Here is a 16,623-nt window from a genome sequence, read left to right as displayed (position 1 = left end):
ATTGTTCGGTATCTTCGCACTGTGCATTAACTAATGCTATGAATAATTTTTCTACCATTATATTTTCTGATATAATGTCATGTATTAAACAAATGAAAGGTAGATTAGATGCTAAAAAGTGAAAATATTCTTCTTAGACCATTTATTCTCTCAGATGCTGAGGAATTACTTCTCATGCAAAATAAAAATCGATCATTTTTTTCAAATTATTCAATGACTCGCTCTGCTAACTACTGGTCTTTAGAAGCACAGCAAGAGTTAATAGTAAAACGTGAGAAAAATAAACAAAAAGATATCGAATACTATTTTGGTATCTATAAAGATAACTCTCATCAACTCATTGGCACCATCAGTTTATTCCAAATTATGCGTGGTGATCTTCAAAGTGCTATCATTGGATACTTCTTAGATCAAGAACATAATGGAAATGGTTTTGCCACACAATCAGTTAAGTTAATCGTCAATTATGCTTTTAATACCCTTCATTTACATAGAATTGAAGCCGGAGTGCAACCACACAACATCGGTTCTATAAGAGTTTTAGAAAAAGCAGGTTTTCATAAGGAAGGAATAGCAATAAAAAATGTTAAAATTAATGGGATTTGGGAAGATCATCAGGTGTTAGCTATTATAAATCCTAATGAGTAGGGTTATTAACTCCATTGGCCCGATGACTTGTTAAATTAACTCGACTCATATCAACGCTATGGGTCGTTTTTTCTTTGTTTACTGCACAATATGCGTCTACTAATCATTTTCTTCGTCTTGCTTTGTTGAATTTCTCTCCGAATCGATCCCAAATCCAGGCCTTTTCGTAAAGATTTTCATCTGCTACTTTGAATACTTCTTCTATAAGATCATCAACAAAAAAATGAACAAAGGCCCGCGGAATCGCGGACTTTTGCTCATTTGATAATCAATGAATCTGTACATATACACTTACTTGGCCAAGAGTTTCTTCATGTCTTCGACAGCTTCCTGAAAATGAGGATACAGCCGGAACTCAATCTCCATATTTACAATACTTTGATACGCATTTATCCACTCAAAAACTTTCTCATAAGGGATATCGCCCCAGCCGACAGGCAAATGCAAATCACCATAACCATAAGGCAGATTGCTCATGTATGCCTTGGCATCGTACAGTTCCCCAAAGTTATCGTGTACATGCAGGTGCTTCACATAAGGCAACGCAGCTTCAATGGCTTTTTGAAAATCATAACCATAAGCAATGGAAGTCAGATAACAATGGCCAATATCTAGTGTAATCCCTACATTGTCCAGTCCGACATAGCGAATATGTTCCACCACTGTCTGCGGATTAATGCCGTAGGTGTACTCATTTTTAATATCGTACCAGATGTTGTTCTCTACCCCAATCGTAATTCCAGCGTCCTTAGCTATGCTCCCCAATCTACGCAGCTTCGTAGCATCCTCTTCAAGCAATATCTGAAACAGCTCTTCCCGGGGCAACCGGCCATAGATGGGGAAATAATGCTGCATAAGATTATGATCCGTCAACTCAGCATAGGAGCTATGATACACGATGGTGTCTGCGCCAATCGCAGCTGACAGCTCAATGCCTGCTTCAAAGACCCTTTCGTAATCATCGCCTTTGGCGCACGACAATAAATTCAATTCATAGGGTAAATGCATCGTATATCCGAGCTCGTATTTGTCCAGCACCTGGCGCACTCTCTCCAGCCGTTTCTGGTGAACACGGCCCCCAATCACTACGTCAAGCCCATGCAAGATCAGCTCGGCGTAATCGCACCCGGCATCTGCAATATATCCTAGGTGGCGTTCCAGCACCTCTAAATCTCCATTCACCATGTCCGCATTCAGACTGATTCCAATTCCTTTTATGTCCATATAGGTATCTCCTATTGTCGGCTTCTCTTTATTTCCACTCTCCGAGAATATCCTCATAGGCTTCGAGATAATCGTTCACCAAGCTTTTGGCCATGGAATAGGAATTAACCAGTGGATGTACCATCAAAGCCTTGATTGCGGAATCTTTGGATTTGTTCAGTACAGCCTCTACCGTATATCTTTCGAATAGCTTCACATTCTTCATCAGTTGATAAGCATGCTCAGGCAGTTTCTTCGGCGTAACCGGAACCGCGCCTTCAGCTGTCATGCGGCAAGTGATTTCAAGAACGTCATTTTTCTCAAAACCTTCGACATAATCGCCAGCTGGAATGTTCAGCACAATATGCTTCTCAATGCCTTGATTCATTGCTCTTGCGAAGTCTAGCATCACACCGGCATAACCGAGTGTATTCGGCATTTCGAGCTTCTCGTCCTCTGCAGGCTGCTCAATTGGGCCTTTGCTTGTTTCGATAGCCATATAAGAAGACTCACGTTTGTGCATGAACCGCAGGTAGGTTTGCAGTGCCGCTTCCGGATCAGCGTCGATGTCCATTTCTCCCAGCACACGCAGCATCTCTGCATTATTAGCTTCGACGAACTTGGCGCGGGTATCGCCGCTCTTCATAATATTCTCAACCGCTTGCTCCCGGTTATAGTAGTAATACAAGTATTCGTTAGGCAGCAGTTTTAGTGTATCGATCAAATCGGGATCAAACATTTTGAACTCGCCGACCTTGGCAATAAATGCTTTATCCGATACGAGGTCCTGCAGCAATTCTTCGCCGTCCTGTACGACGCTTGTAATCCAGGAGAGATGATTCAATCCAACAAACTCCACATAAAGTTCGTCTGGGTTAGCGTTAATCGCTTCGGCAATGCGGATCTTGGTCGAGCTTGGTGTATCACAAATTCCGATCACGCGATCATAACCAGCGGTATGCATAGCTTGAGTGACAAGCCCGGAAGGATTAGTAAAGTTGAACACCCACGCGTTCGGGGCCAGACGTTTGATTTTCTCACAATAATCCAGCAGTACAGGGATCGTACGAATCGCCATAGAAAAGCCCCCTGGACCCGTTGTTTCCTGTCCGATCACGCCGTACTTCAGGGCAATTTGCTCATCGATTACGCGGGAGCGGTCATTGCCTACCCGAATGGTTGTGATCACGTAATCTGCATCGGTAAGGGCATACTCGATATCATCACTAAATTCCAGCTCCATCGGAATGCCGCTTTCTGCAACGACATGCTTGCACAGCTTGCCGATGATTTCTAACTTCTCGCGATTAATGTCATACATGACGAATTTCGTGATGCCAATCTCTTGGGCCAACATCGTTAAACTCTTAGTGAAAAATACCGCGCGGACACCCGCGCCCCCAATTAATGCCAATTTCATTGTAAATCCTCCTCAAATGTAATATGGAATTAAGAATGAAGCTATAGAAACTGCGACTAATTCCCAGCCAAAAATGCGGTCAATTCAGCTAACGTAGGAAATCCTGCGTTGCCTCCACGATTCGTAACTGAGAACGAGCCACAGGCGGTACCAAGGGTCAAGCAGCTTTTCAAATCATGACCATTCAAATAACCATAGAGATAACCGGCATTAAATGAATCTCCAGCGCCTGTGGTATCCACAACTGTTACGGGGTAAGAAGGATGATGCAGTATCGTCCCTCCACGGGCAGCAATTGCTCCCCGCTCTCCAAGCTTGACGACAGCTACAGGTACATGAACGGCGATAACAGAGAGTGCCTCCTGGACATAGGATTTACGTGTATAGTGGAGAGCTTCCAGCTCGTTGCAAAAAAACACATCGACGAATGGAATGACCTCATAGATCCCCTCGTACCACTCGCCAGATTCATCCCACCCAACATCCATGGAAACCGTCAGTTTGGCTTGCTTCGCCTTCTTAACGAAAGTCATATATTCCTTATGGTTGGAGCGCCCGTTATATCCAGTGATATGGACGTGCCGGACTTCGGACAACAGCTGCTCATTAACGTCATTCAGCGTAAACGCTGTGACAGTACCATCGTGAGTGATAAAGCTCCTGTCCGTTTCCGGATTAAAGGCGATGCTGATCCCTGTACTTTGTGTTTGGCTAAAAGCAATGTCTGTCGCTACCCCATAACGCTGAAGTTCATCAATGATGAACCTTCCGCAATAGTCGTCGCCCACAAGTCCAGTTATTATCGGACGCATTCCAAGCTTGGCCATGCCTAACCCGCTGAGTGCAGTCCCGCCCCCGATGTGAAAAGAGATATTCGGAACCCGAATCTCTTGCCCGGCATCCGGAATGGCGTTGCAGCCGCTTACGACGATATCAATGTTTCCTGCTCCCACGAGCAGCACATCGTATGATTTTTCAGCTTCCAAAAGGCTTCCCTCCTATCAATATTCATTATTTATTCTGGTAACGTTACCAGTTATAAATAAAAGAGTTGTAAGTGTTTTATCAGATGATTATCTGGTAACGTTATCAGATTTGAGTAAAAAGATGTCCGAGATTCTTACAGCAAGCTTCTCAGACTGTTTCTTTCTACTAACTTGTGGCTAAGTACTACTTCCTTGACCCCTGGCGATTGCCCTTCGATCATTTTGATCAGAATATCAACGCTCATTTGTCCGATTTGCTGAATCGGTTGATGCAATGAAGTGAGCTTCGGACGGACCGTTTCTGTAATGCTCGAATCATCGAACCCGACAAGCGAAATGTCATCTGGAACCTTTAGATCATGGTCGACAATGCAATTGAGCACTCCTACGGCCATATCGTCGCTGACGGCGAAGACAACGGTCGGCAATTGTTCGCTTTGGAGGAAGTTCTGCATAATGTCATATCCATCCTGCTGTTTGAAATTACCGAAACGGACCCAATCCGGATTCACCGAGATCCCCGCTTCCACGAGTGCTTTCAAGTAGCCATCATAACGGTAGCGCCCTGTCGAGAGCTCCTTCGTATCTCCCCCGATAAAAGCGATACGCCGATGTCCCAACGAGATCAGATGTTTTACAGTGTCATACGACGCCTGCATATCATCAATGTTAACCGAGGGACAATTCACTGATGAATTCGGTTTGGCGCTGCAAAATACGGTGGGCGTCGTCAACGATTGGAGAAACCGCTCAATATGCTTATCCATCATCTCATGCATAATGATAATGCCGTCGACCTGCATCTCCTTAAAGACCTGCAGATACTTCAATTCCTTGTCCAGATTATCTTTGATGTTACCCACAAGAATGTTGTAACGATTCTGGCTTGCAGCTTCCTCAATATGACTTAGCGTGGAGGAGAAGAAGCTGGTAGAGATATCAGAAGCGATTACACCAATCAGATTCGTCTTCTTGCTCACCAGACTGCGGGCAATGCTGTTAGGAACGAAGTTGAGGTCTTCTATTGCTTGTTGCACAATAAGCCTAACCTCTGGTTTCACATACTTCCCATTATTCAGTACCCTGGATACGGTCGAGATGGAAACGCCGGCCTTCTTCGCGACATCTTTAATGTTGACAGACAGAACGTTTCCCTCCTCTTCTTTGCGATCATTATGTTTTCAATGATGCTCTAGTTGATAATCAAAATATATCAAAACGTTTTCAGAGTCGTCAATACTTTTTTATTTATAACTTTTCCTTCATTAATTTCACCACTTCTTGATAAAAAGATTCCTCATGAGGAACGAAATGATTTTTGTCAAACGACTTATTCACCAGAACCCTTGACCCACCGCTTTTTATAATAAATCCACTGGCTTGAATCTGATCCTTCTCCCCTAACCAAAGATCATAAAAATCATCAAATTCCACCTTAAAAATTCCAGCTACCTCTTCTTCTTGTAATGTAAAATCTTCAAGTGTTTGTGTGTATCTATAGAGAAATACATTCGCTAGCTCTTTATCAATAAAGTTAGGTTGCTCGGCAATATAATCAATAACTCCTAATGGCTCTAGTTCATGAATGGCAACGTCTATTCCTATTTCTTCTTGTACTTCTCTTATTCCATCAAGTACAGTTTCATGAGCCAATATATGTCCGGCAGCTGTAATGTCCAGAAGATTCGGGTAATCCCCGCGATCCTTCGCTTTATCACTGCGTACTGTCAACCTCTGATTTTTTGGTAGAATCTTTTCTTAAGGCTATTTTCTGAAATATTACTGCTAAATAAAAAACAGTTATAGTAATTTTACCCTCACAATAGATTCACTTAAAGAGATATTATAGACATTAGTCCAGTTTATAGAGGGAGATGTATTATGAACACTAATGCTCGTTCCGATTCTAAAGAAAACATTTTTACGATTGAATGTAAGGATGTAATTCTACGAGAATTTTTAGTTACTGATTTAGATGATTTTCATTCACTCACCTGGCAACCTGAAATACATGGGTTTTTGCCAGGATTTAATGTATCTAAAGAGCAACGGAAAGATTGGTTTATGAACTATGAAATTCCAGAGAATAGACAGTTTCTTCATGCGGTTTTGAAGGGTGAAGACATTGGTGATCATCGTCTTCGTTTAGGAATTGTTTTGAAAGAGACAGGAGAATTTATCGGCTGGTGTTACTCAGGGATGAAAGACGAATTATCGCCACCGAACCGAGAAATCTCATATGCAATTTCCAAGGATCATAGAGATAAAGGCTATACAACCCAAGCTGCACAAGGAATGATTAATTATTTATTTGAGAATACGAACGTTAAGGTGCTTAGTGCTATTGCTCTATTACAAAACGTTCCGTCTAATAGAGTAATACAAAAATGTGGTCTTAACTTTCAGAGTATTATCGAGATTGACAATAAAAAATATAACTATTATAAACTTGATAAAAAGGATTGGGCAGGCAACGTTAGAGAAGTCTAGACCGATAAAGGTGATCACACGTCAAAAGGATTTCTCTCTTGTAAATACAGCATCCACTTCTCCGGCTTGTGTGTGCCAGAAAGGGGCGTTCCACTTATATCGTTGAAGCTTTTCTCACAATCCTTGCATAAATAACGTTGGCGTTCGGATATGTTCCGTTGTCTTTCTCAGACAATTCCCGTAGAATAGCAACAATCTTTTAGAAAACCGCCTTTATCAAACAAATATCATCCGAGTACTGCTGCCTCTCTCCAACCTCCAAAGGAGCTAATATTCTCTGCATTCACAGTAGCATAAGGTTCACACAGAAACCCGCTAACTATCCTTCCATCACTTAACTCCACTTGCCCTATACCGAGCGGAGCAGGAATGGAAGCTGTAAATGCGCCGAAGGAAGCGCTGGGCATTTCCCATAACTCTACGAGGATAGACGATCCCCCTTGTTCTGCACGGATGAGGCCCGGTTTAGGAGGCTGCGTCTGAAGTTTATACAGTTTATACCTTGGTGCGGTTACGGTTTCCTCCTGAAAAACAGCTCGGAGTCCCGTCATTTGATTAGTAAGCGGCATATCCCGCATATGCAATCCACACACTGCAACTGTAATCCTGTCTTCCTGCTGAAGCAGGATTTTGGAGGCAACAACTAGATTAGCTTCTTCTTCCGGTAATGTGAACAGTGTGATTCCAAAGGGAAGTCCGGCTTCAGCCCACCCTGCAGGCAGCGCAAGGGCACTGAGATCGAGCAAATTGCAATGATTGGTGTAGAGTCCCATTTTACTATTAGTCTCGATTGGATTCGCTTTTACTTGTTCCCTTGTCCAGGTCCCACCGCAAGTGGGCAACACGAGCACATTCCCCTCAAGCAGTGCAGCAATGCTACGGCGAATCTCAGCCAATCTATGTTGTGCCTTGAAAAGAGCGGCAGCGGTGAACTCCTCTTTCTTACCCGAGCGTAGAACCGTTTCTGTCACAGGAAAGACGGAGCCTGGATGCTTTTCTACAAAATCCTCAAGATCCGTCCAGCGTTCTGACACCAGAGGACCTTCATACAAGAGCGCCGCTGCTTCCTCCAACAAGGAAATGTCAACTTCCTTCACGCGCACCCCCATTTCTGCTATTGCTTGTTTCTTGCGATTCCAAGCTTCCTCGTATTGCTCGGCAAAAGGCCCGTAGAACTGAAGCGATCCTTTCGGAAGCAAAAGAGTATCAGGCATAACTCCCCGCCGCAGGGGGCGATCTAACGAATACGGATCTTCTCGATCTATTCCACGAACGACCAGGTCCACACGTTCCGCATCGTCCAGCACATGCGTAAATACAGTCACACAATCAATAGAGCGGCAAGCCGGTAGTACACCCTTAGTAGGCCATGCGCTCACGGCTGGTTTATAGCCGATCAGATGATTTAAGGCTGCGGGAACGCGCCCCGAACCGGCTGTATCTGTCCCCAGCGCAAAGGCAGCCTGCCCGCAAGCTACAGCCACTGCCGAACCAGAGCTCGATCCTCCACTGATCAATTCTGCACGGAGTGCGTTATGTGTATCGCCATAGGGACTTCTGGTGCCGACCAGTCCGGTTGCGAACTGATCCAGATTGCTTTTACCAACAGGGATCGCCCCTGCTGAGATTAGCCGTTCCACTACTGTCGCATGATGATCCGGTATATAAGCAAAGTCAGGACAGGCAGCGCTCAGTGGCCAGCCAGCAACCTCGATATTGTCTTTGACCGCAAACGGAATGCCCCAGAGCGGGCAGTCTTCCGGATCCAGTTGCTCCAACTGATCTAAATACGGCTGAATTCTCTCTAGTGACGGCGCCAGAATCCATATATTCTTCTCCTGAGTCTGCTCTGCCCGCTGAATAATGGCCGCTATGACATCTTGAGGCGTAAACTGATGGTTGCAGTATCCTTTGTGCAGAACTTCGACCGACAACAGATTAGGTACAGATTTCATCGTCATGAAGCATTCACCTCCTGAGCTGGATACAAGGCAGCAATACAGTCTCCGGCACGCACCTGGTCACCGGACGATACGTAGATTGAAGCGATAATTCCGTCATAAGGCGCTTTTTGCGGAAACTCCATTTTCATACTTTCTTCTATTATTAGGTCTTCGCCTTTCCGAACCTTCTGCCCCACTTCCACCAGCACCCGCCATACACTTCCGGACATAGAACTGCTCAGGCCCATACTTCCTTCAGGCAATTCTTGCTGTTCCAACACGTCGATATTTTCCGGTTCAGACACATGCTCTGCGATACCAAGCTCCTTCCAATAGGCTCTCTCCTGCTGAAATGCGGCCTGTTGTGCTTGGCGGAAAGCGGATGAATGCTCCTGTATCTGATCCAGCCAACGGAGATAATCTCCCAGATTAAAGGTAGTCTCCTCTACCTCTACAACAAATTCTCCACGCGGGAAATCCTCTCTCATCTGCAGCAAATCTTCTTGGGACACAGGATAAAATTGAATCTGATCAAAAAAGCGCAGCAACCAGGGTTTTCCTTGCTCAAAATTCGCCGTAGATCTGAACTTGTTCCACATCTGCACCGTCCGGCCTACAAACTGGTATCCCCCCGGTCCTTCCATCCCGTAGACACATAAATAAGCTCCGCCAATACCTACGGCATTCTCCGGTGTCCATGTACGCGCAGGATTATATTTAGTTGTAACGAGCCGATGGCGCGGATCAAGTGGTACGGCTACAGGTGCCCCTAAATACACATCTCCAAGCCCCATAACGAGATAGGAAGCGTTGAATACTACCTCTGCGACTTCTTCCAATGAACCTAATCCGTTCATGCGACGAATAAACTCCAGATTGCTCGGACACCAAGGAGCATCGGGACGTACATTTTGCTGATAACGTTCAATAGCAAGCTGAGTGGCGGGATCGTCCCATGACAAGGGCAGCTTCACAATTCGCGAAGGGACTTCGATCGATTCCAGTGACGGCAATTGCAGGTCCAGATCCAGAATGAGCGCAGCCGCTTCCTTGACCGTAATTCGGGTCGTATCCAGATGAATTTGGAGCGACCGGATGCCCGGCGTCATTTCTATAAAAGGAATGTTGCCGCTATCCTGCACCGCCTGCATTAAGACATACACCTGAAAGCGGTAAAGCAGATCCAGCTCACGATCACCGTACTCAATCAGAATGTTCTCGTCTCCAGAACAACGAATCCCGATCTTGAAACGGCGCCCAGCCTCTTCATAAGCAAGCAGTGGCATATAATCACCTGAAGAAATGTCCTGTAACTGGGGCAGTGTTGGCGTGGTTTGACCGTGCACTATGGCGTCCAGGAAGGAATTCTGCTCCTCTCTAAGCTGCTCTGCTTCTTCTACCGTAATCAGTTTAAAGGAGATTTTGTCGCCCGGACGCAGCTGGCCCACCTTCCAGAATTCGGCGGAAGCCGTCGTAACCGGACATACGAATCCTCCCAGGCTCGGTCCGTCCGGTCCAAGCAGTATAGGCATGTCTCCGGTCAAATCCAGCGCACCGACAGCATAAGCATTATCGTGAATGTTCGAGGGGTGAAGTCCTGCATCCCCACCGTCTTCCCTTGCCCATAATGGCGCAGGACCGATCAGCCGCACTCCTGTCCGTGAGCTGTTAAAATGCACTTCCCACTCCGTCTCCGTTAATTGCGTCAAATATTCAGTTAGCAAATACTCCTCCGTACAATGAGGCCCCGGAATCACACCAATGGTCCACTTCTGTGTAAATTCAGGGATCGCTTGCAGCGAGAGCGGTTGCTGGATTGTACCCTGATGGCGATGCACCTTCAAGACCGCGCCGGGACGAAGTGCACTGCCCATGTGGCCCCCGAATCCGCCCAGTGTAAATGTAGAGGCACTGCCGAGAGTTAGGGGCATATCAAATCCGCCGCCTACAAGCAAGTAGCTTCGCATGCCGCTGACAGATTCATTCAAAACCAGCGTCGAGCCTGTGCCTGCCAGTGTAGGTGTATATAAGGGTACAGACTTGCCATCCAGCGTAGCTGCCATATCTGATCCGGTAAGGCAAAATACCATCTCATTCCTGAAGCGATAGGACCCGCCACGCAAGGTCATTTCGAGTCCAGGTGCACTATCGGCATTTCCGAGCAAGCGATTCCCTATTCTGAAGGACAGAGCATCCATCGGCCCGGAAGGCGGAACTCCAATATCCCAATAGCCTTTTCGTCCAGGGTAGTCTTGCACGGTTGTCTGGACTCCCCCGTCAAGCACTTCAAGTGCATGTTCGACAGGATTGAACCCATTTAGCATATTCGTATAGACAAGTCCTTCTTGAAACAGGTCTGTAGCCAGAAACGTATAAATGTAAGTCTGATTCGTCGTTATTCCGTACACACGTAATTGGTCTAACGCCATTCTCATTTTCGCAATAGCCGCAGGCCTTGAATCCCCATGAACAATGATTTTGGCAAGCATTGGATCATACAGCGTAGTCACTTCAAGACCGTTTTGAATCCACGTTTCAATTCTGGCCTCTTCCGGCCATACAATATCATCGATACGACCATCACTAGGACGAAAATCATGGAAGCAATCCTCGGCGTACAATCGAACTTGAAGACTGTGACCTTGCGGAGTACGGATGCGTTCGGCGAGATTCGCAAGGTCTCCGGCAGCCTCCATGACCATCCATTCCACCAGATCTACTCCCAGCACCTCCTCTGTTACACCATGCTCTACCTGAAGCCGAGTGTTCACTTCCAGGAAATAGAATCCCTTCGATTCAGGATCGTATAAAAACTCTACCGTCCCCGCACTGCGGTACCCGGCTGTCGCCGCCAGACGCCGAGCGCTTTCGTGCATCTCATGACGCGTGCTATCCGGCAGATTCGGAGCAGGGGTCTCTTCAATGATCTTCTGGTTCCGCCGTTGTACTGAACAATCCCGCTCACCTAGAGCAACGGCTTCGCCTAGGGCATTCCCGAAGATTTGAACCTCCACATGACGAGCCCGTGCAATGTATTTCTCCAGAAAAACGCCGCCATCGTTAAAGTTCGTCGTTGCCAGACGCGTTACAGAATCATAGGCTTCGCGCAGCGCCGATTCATCGGCGCATATTCTCATCCCAATCCCGCCGCCACCGGCTGTGCTTTTCAACATCACCGGATATCCAATTTCTGCAGCCTGTTCGACCGCCAGTTCAAGGGAGGGAACCAGCCCTGTACCAGGCAGCAGGGGAACACCAGCCTGCTCGGCAATGGAACGTGCGGTATGTTTTAGCCCAAACATCTCAATATGCTCCGGGGAAGGGCCAATAAAAGTGATACCATGTTCTCCGCAGGCTCTCGCAAACGAAGCATTTTCACTCAGAAATCCATAGCCCGGATGAATCGCATCTGCTTGGGCCGCTACCGCTGTCTGTAAAATAAGCTCTGCGTTCACATAGCTTTCTTTAGCGGGACCGTCTCCGATCAGGATCGATTCGTCCGCTTGTTCAACATGAAGGCTGTCCCGGTCAGCCTTGGTATACACTGCAACTGATGCAATGCCCATGCTGCGCAACGTACGAATAATTCTTACAGCAATGGCACCGCGATTGGCAATGAGGACTTTTTTAAACATGAGATTCGCTCCCTTCTGCATCCCAGATCAGCACTTGTGCGGGTGTAGGGTTGTAGGCATTGCATGGGTTATTAAGCTGCGGGCAGTTACTGATCAGCACGGTTACAGAAACCAGCGCGACCAGCTCCACATAACGCCCCGGACCGGACACACCATCTGCGAAGGTGAGCTCACCTTCCGGTGTAACGGGCACATTCATGAAGAAGTTCACATTGGGCACGAGATCTCTTTTGGAAAATTCACTCCGACCCGACAGCATCAACATGAACGTGTCCCGGCAATTATGCATGGGAAGCGTTTCGTGAGCATAACGGACAGTGTTGCTTTGAGCCGAGCAAGCTCCTCCAATCGTATCGTGCCGTCCGCAAGTATCTGCGGTGATCCGGAGCAGCTCCCGTCCGGATTCAGCGACCAGCACTGAGCCTGTCGTCAAATACAGATTCTGCTGTCTGGTGATCGTCTGAATAGCGCTATAGTGATCTGCAGGATCTTCAGCCGCGTAAAATAACGTATCGACCGCTTGGTTTCCTTCCAGATCAAGGATGCGGAGCACCTGTCCAGCGGCAAGATCATGCATCCAGCCCTCACCTGCCGGTATAATTTTGTCATAAACAGCTTTGGCCGGGTCGAGCGTGCTGTGGATGGGTTCAAATGTATAAGTGCTCATGTTAGTTCGCTCCCTTCAGTAACGAATAGGCATTCCATGTATTCTCAAAAGCTCTCCGGTTCTCATTACAGTGAATCAAGCAGCGGTCATCAGGTCTGATAGGCTCAGCATCACTGAACAGGAGTTCAATGGAAGTATCGGGGTAGCTCGCTTCCGGATCCAGTGGATTAGGTGTGTTGGACAACACGAGCAGTACATCCATTTCCGTGCGTAGAGTAACCGATGTACCTGCCGTTGGATGCTGCACATATGTCATAGTGCCGTCCAGCTCACACACCACTTTGGAAAAAAAGTTCACCGGAGTACTAAGATCGCGCGGGACTAGCCCATGCCGGTACATCTCAACGATCAGGTTCTCATAACCGCTGCGGAACCAGGCATTACGTTCATCCTGATAACGGCTGTAACCATATTTTCTATCCGTCATATCACGGGTTGTATAGCCAGCTAAAGTGTCGTGCCAGCCCACCGTGTCATCGGTGATCGAGGCAAGCACCCGGCCCTGATCACTCATAAGTACATGGCCGGCTGTCAAATAAGCCGTATGTTGAGCTTTTAAGGTGTCAGGCATGTTATAGCGCTCGGAAGGATCAGACGCATGAAATAGCAGTGTTGTCAGATTGGCACGTTCGCCAGCTGCTGTAATTCGGATGCTTTTCCCTCTACGGATGTAACCAGACCATTTGCCGCCTGCTTGAATACGGATTGAACTCATGTCATTCCCTCCTGTTAGTGAAAAAAATAAAAAAGCCCGGGAGAAATACCAAAGATAAGACTTGGTAAATTCTCCCGGGCTTTTTTCCCGCCGTGTACATAGTTGCGAAGTGGCATCCATGCGTTTTCTCTCGGACCAGCCAACCGCCAGAGCAGCTCGGAACCCTAGAAAACATTTGATATTCGATTTGTGTAAACAATCCTAACATACAAATGAACATAATGACAAGGAATTATTTTGATTTTGTGTTATTTCAATAATAGCGATGATTTTAATGTTAGGTTATTGCTTTTATTTTTGAAAACCAAAGAAAAAAAGCTTGTTTTTTACGAAAAACCCTGATTAAATGTGAGGTGTCATGACACAAGCGCAAAACAGCAAGTATTTTACGTGAAATGAAGGAGGAGATTTTTATGTCAGATAATCTGACCCTAAAAAGAAATTTATCTCTGGTGCATGTCGTGACTATGGGGTTGTCCTGGATGTCGCCCATGATTTTTTTTACCAGCTTCGGTGTGTTATATGCAGGATCCGGCGGTATGCTTCTGGCCGCATATCTCCTGGCCTTTGTAGCGATCTTGTTCACGGCTTTGAGCTATGGTCAAATGGCTCGCGCTTTCCCAGTGTCAGGTTCTGCGTACACGTATGTCACGAAGTCCATGAATCCTTTCATTGGCTTCCTGGTGGGCTGGGCCATTCTACTGGATTATCTATTCTCTTGTATCATTGCAGTACTCATGTTCGGTATTAATCTGCATGCGCAATTCACTTCCATCCCTTCTTCCGTCTGGATTATTGGCTGTACCCTTGTAGTTATGATCATTAATATCATCGGGATTAAGACTTCAGCCAATGTCAGTAAAATCTTTGTGCTAATGCAGATCCTCTTCATTGCCGGTTTCTGCGCGTTGCTGGTGTATAAAGCGCTGCAAGGTGGCATAACTGCAGGATTGAACCCTTTTGCAGTTAAAGAAGGTGTGTCTTTCTCATCTATCCTTGCTGGAGCTTCGCTTGTCTGTTTCTCTTTCCTCGGATTTGATTCCATTACTACGATGGCTGAAGAAACCAAGAATCCGAAAAAAATCATCCCCCGTGCCATTCTTATCATTGTTTTGTTGGCTGGCTTAATGTATTTCGGCACTGCCTATCTCATTCAGCAAATGTACCCTTCCTTCACTTCCAGCAACGTGGACTCGGCAGGATTTGAACTTATGCAATCCATCGGTGGACGTCTGCTTGCTTCCATCTTCACCTTTGTCATTATCTTCTCTGTACTGTCCCAAGGGATGTCTTCTATGACGACTGTGACTCGCCTACTGTTCGTAATGGGTAGAACCTCACTATTGCCGCGAAAATTCGCATCTGTCCACCCTACATTAAGAACCCCTGTATTCAACATTATTTTGGCAAGCGTAATCTCGTTATCCGCGATCTTCATCAGTCTTGAAACAGCGATAAAATTTGTTAATTTTGGCGCATTAACCGCATTTCTGTTCGTGAATCTCTCCGTCATTTTCCATTATGTGATTCGTCAAAAACAACGTTCTCCGAAGGATCTATTCTTACGATTGCTCTGTCCGCTCATCGGCGCTGGATTTGTATTTTATCTCATAACACTGCTGGATATCTCTTCATTGCTGCTAGGTTCTGGATGGCTTGTAGTAGGATTAATGTATTACGCTACGAGAAGAATGAACTCGACTTCATTACCAATGGTGGAGATGGATAAAGCAGTCTTGGGTCGCCAGCGCCAGCAAGTGATCAAATGATGAACATTCCAATTTTCAAGTAAAGAAGTAGTTATTACTACAAAGGCAGCACAAAAAGACGGGCTTTCAGCTCGTCTTTTTGTTTTGCTTTCATTGTTATTGATGTGTTCCTATGGTCAGCTTGCTGAAGGGCAGTGAGGAGGCATCAGTCTTTTTTTCGTACTACCACAGATATGGAACTGCTGAGGCTGTATTTTAAATATAGCAATTGGAACATTTATGGATATTGCCGAACACGGCGGGATTATCGAGAATTCCTAGGTCATTAAGAAATTCATTCATAACTTGATAAAAACCATTCAAATCATCGGAATGGACACCGTGTCCGCAATCTTCGAAAACAGCAAGTTTTGTGTTTGGCCTGCTTGCTTCCATCTGTTTCGCTTGGGGTAAGTCGAAAAAGAAGCTTTTTCTACCGTGAATCAGCAGGATAGGACAGCTGGATGCTAACCAATCTTCCCACCAATCCCCATTTACTTGCACTATGATAGTTTGCAAACCTTTCAGATCGGTGCGGAACCCCCAGCCCTGTTCATCCTCCAGCACACTTTCTGAGAAATAATCGATCGCCCGGAGGCCTATGTTTATAAGCGAATCTCTTAGTTCTTTTAATGATGCTGATCGGTATGGGAGTTTGTTCGCAAAGGAGAAGTCCGAATGAATCTCTGCACCGATATCTTCGACAATCACGGCATTGACCAATTCAGGGTAACGGGCGGCGAATTGATAAGCGTTTATCCCACCTAAGGAATGTCCCAGAATTGTTACAGCTTGCCCTCCAAGCTCAGTTTGAATCAGATTCAGCACATCCGTGACATAATGATCTCTAGAGTATTCCCTCTCAGGTGCATGCTCACTCCAACCATGACCGCGTTGATCTAAGCAAATCACTCGCCAGTTAGCGAATTTAACCGCTAATTCCGAGAATGTTCTGGCATTTGCCATCGCCCCATGAAGCATCACCATTGTTTGTTCGCTCTCCCCGCCAAAGTCTAGATAGGATAGCTGGAGATTTCCTGATTTAAAATATTTCCGCACTGGTGTAATTTCATGATGAGAATTCGACATTTTTAATCTTTCCCCTTTCGAAATAAGATTTAAGTTGAACTTACAAGCGAAAGTATAACCATTAATAGTGACAAACATT

At 46.0% G+C, this 16,623-nt stretch carries 13 protein-coding genes, 1 pseudogene and 1 riboswitch; of the genes and pseudogenes, 3 read left to right on the top strand and 11 right to left on the bottom strand.

From position 1 onward, the window contains the following. Positions 1–108: 108 nt before the first annotated feature. A complete protein-coding gene (locus AC3Y23_RS09375; protein ID WP_379197985.1) occupies positions 109–648 on the top strand; it encodes a GNAT family N-acetyltransferase in 540 nt (179 codons plus the stop codon). Between the two features lie 291 nt (positions 649–939). On the opposite strand, the gene AC3Y23_RS09370 is transcribed toward AC3Y23_RS09375, so the two are convergent. The 5 genes from AC3Y23_RS09370 to AC3Y23_RS09350 form a co-directional block, all read right to left on the bottom strand. Next, the gene (locus AC3Y23_RS09370; protein ID WP_379197983.1) at positions 940–1,872 is read right to left on the bottom strand and encodes a sugar phosphate isomerase/epimerase family protein; all 933 of its coding nucleotides are present in this window, start codon (positions 1,870–1,872) and stop codon (positions 940–942) included. Between the two features lie 28 nt (positions 1,873–1,900). Further along, positions 1,901–3,271: a family 4 glycosyl hydrolase gene (locus tag AC3Y23_RS09365; RefSeq protein WP_379197981.1), complete on the bottom strand. Its 1,371-nt coding sequence runs from the start codon at positions 3,269–3,271 to the stop codon at positions 1,901–1,903. Between the two features lie 56 nt (positions 3,272–3,327). Continuing rightward, positions 3,328–4,257, bottom strand: a complete 930-nt coding sequence (locus AC3Y23_RS09360) for a carbohydrate kinase family protein (RefSeq protein WP_379197979.1) — start codon at positions 4,255–4,257, stop codon at positions 3,328–3,330. Between the two features lie 134 nt (positions 4,258–4,391). Next, positions 4,392–5,390 (bottom strand): LacI family DNA-binding transcriptional regulator, encoded by a 999-nt coding sequence (locus AC3Y23_RS09355; protein WP_379198574.1) that lies wholly within the window; start codon positions 5,388–5,390, stop codon positions 4,392–4,394. A gap of 115 nt (positions 5,391–5,505) precedes the next feature. Beyond that, positions 5,506–5,988 carry an NUDIX hydrolase gene (locus AC3Y23_RS09350; RefSeq protein WP_379197976.1) on the bottom strand — a complete coding sequence of 161 codons (483 nt, stop codon included), beginning with the start codon at positions 5,986–5,988 and terminating at the stop codon, positions 5,506–5,508. 150 nt (positions 5,989–6,138) lie between these two features. Between AC3Y23_RS09350 and AC3Y23_RS09345 the strand changes: the two genes are divergently transcribed. After that, positions 6,139–6,747: a GNAT family N-acetyltransferase gene (locus tag AC3Y23_RS09345; protein WP_379197974.1), complete on the top strand. Its 609-nt coding sequence runs from the start codon at positions 6,139–6,141 to the stop codon at positions 6,745–6,747. Between the two features lie 38 nt (positions 6,748–6,785). Here the strand turns inward: AC3Y23_RS09345 and AC3Y23_RS09340 are convergent. The 5 genes and pseudogenes from AC3Y23_RS09340 to AC3Y23_RS09320 all read right to left on the bottom strand — a co-directional run. Continuing rightward, positions 6,786–6,893, bottom strand: a pseudogene (locus AC3Y23_RS09340) (IS1595 family transposase); the annotation flags it as partial. An 81-nt stretch (positions 6,894–6,974) separates the two neighbouring features. Continuing rightward, positions 6,975–8,708, bottom strand: coding sequence for an allophanate hydrolase (locus AC3Y23_RS09335; RefSeq protein WP_379197972.1), 1,734 nt, complete (start codon positions 8,706–8,708; stop codon positions 6,975–6,977). Further along, positions 8,705–12,325 (bottom strand): urea carboxylase, encoded by a 3,621-nt coding sequence (uca, locus tag AC3Y23_RS09330; protein WP_379197970.1) that lies wholly within the window; start codon positions 12,323–12,325, stop codon positions 8,705–8,707. Before uca ends, AC3Y23_RS09335 begins: the two co-directional genes overlap by 4 nt. Next, positions 12,318–12,992: an urea amidolyase associated protein UAAP2 gene (locus AC3Y23_RS09325; RefSeq protein WP_379197968.1), complete on the bottom strand. Its 675-nt coding sequence runs from the start codon at positions 12,990–12,992 to the stop codon at positions 12,318–12,320. The genes uca and AC3Y23_RS09325 overlap by 8 nt, the downstream gene beginning before the upstream one ends. A 1-nt stretch (position 12,993) precedes the next feature. Beyond that, entirely contained in the window at positions 12,994–13,707 is a 714-nt protein-coding gene (locus AC3Y23_RS09320; RefSeq protein ID WP_379197966.1) for an urea amidolyase associated protein UAAP1, read from the bottom strand. A 69-nt stretch (positions 13,708–13,776) separates the two neighbouring features. Further along, a riboswitch (guanidine-I (ykkC/yxkD leader) is annotated at positions 13,777–13,886 on the bottom strand. 234 nt (positions 13,887–14,120) lie between these two features. On the opposite strand from AC3Y23_RS09320, the gene AC3Y23_RS09315 reads away from it, so the two are divergent. After that, the gene (locus tag AC3Y23_RS09315; protein WP_379197964.1) at positions 14,121–15,476 is read left to right on the top strand and encodes an APC family permease; all 1,356 of its coding nucleotides are present in this window, start codon (positions 14,121–14,123) and stop codon (positions 15,474–15,476) included. 195 nt (positions 15,477–15,671) lie between these two features. On the opposite strand, the gene AC3Y23_RS09310 is transcribed toward AC3Y23_RS09315, so the two are convergent. After that, positions 15,672–16,544, bottom strand: a complete 873-nt coding sequence (locus AC3Y23_RS09310; RefSeq protein ID WP_379198572.1) for an alpha/beta fold hydrolase — start codon at positions 16,542–16,544, stop codon at positions 15,672–15,674. Between the last annotated feature and the right edge of the window lie 79 nt (positions 16,545–16,623).

The sequence above is a fragment of the Paenibacillus sp. MAHUQ-45 genome, from assembly GCF_058133325.1.
Note: the sequence above shows the minus strand (reverse complement) of the source record. Positions and strands in the feature narration are given on the sequence as shown.

What these genes read in the sequence shown, in the direction of transcription:
- AC3Y23_RS09375 (WP_379197985.1), top strand. Translation starts at nt 109, where the DNA reads ATGCTAAAAAGTGAAAATATTCTTCTTAGACCATTTATTCTCTCAGAT.
- AC3Y23_RS09370 (WP_379197983.1), bottom strand. Translation starts at nt 1,872, where the DNA reads ATGGACATAAAAGGAATTGGAATCAGTCTGAATGCGGACATGGTGAAT.
- AC3Y23_RS09365 (WP_379197981.1), bottom strand. Translation starts at nt 3,271, where the DNA reads ATGAAATTGGCATTAATTGGGGGCGCGGGTGTCCGCGCGGTATTTTTC.
- AC3Y23_RS09345 (WP_379197974.1), top strand. Translation starts at nt 6,139, where the DNA reads ATGAACACTAATGCTCGTTCCGATTCTAAAGAAAACATTTTTACGATT.
- AC3Y23_RS09335 (WP_379197972.1), bottom strand. Translation starts at nt 8,708, where the DNA reads ATGACGATGAAATCTGTACCTAATCTGTTGTCGGTCGAAGTTCTGCAC.
- uca (WP_379197970.1), bottom strand. Translation starts at nt 12,325, where the DNA reads ATGTTTAAAAAAGTCCTCATTGCCAATCGCGGTGCCATTGCTGTAAGA.
- AC3Y23_RS09325 (WP_379197968.1), bottom strand. Translation starts at nt 12,992, where the DNA reads ATGAGCACTTATACATTTGAACCCATCCACAGCACGCTCGACCCGGCC.
- AC3Y23_RS09320 (WP_379197966.1), bottom strand. Translation starts at nt 13,707, where the DNA reads ATGAGTTCAATCCGTATTCAAGCAGGCGGCAAATGGTCTGGTTACATC.
- AC3Y23_RS09315 (WP_379197964.1), top strand. Translation starts at nt 14,121, where the DNA reads ATGTCAGATAATCTGACCCTAAAAAGAAATTTATCTCTGGTGCATGTC.
- AC3Y23_RS09310 (WP_379198572.1), bottom strand. Translation starts at nt 16,544, where the DNA reads ATGTCGAATTCTCATCATGAAATTACACCAGTGCGGAAATATTTTAAA.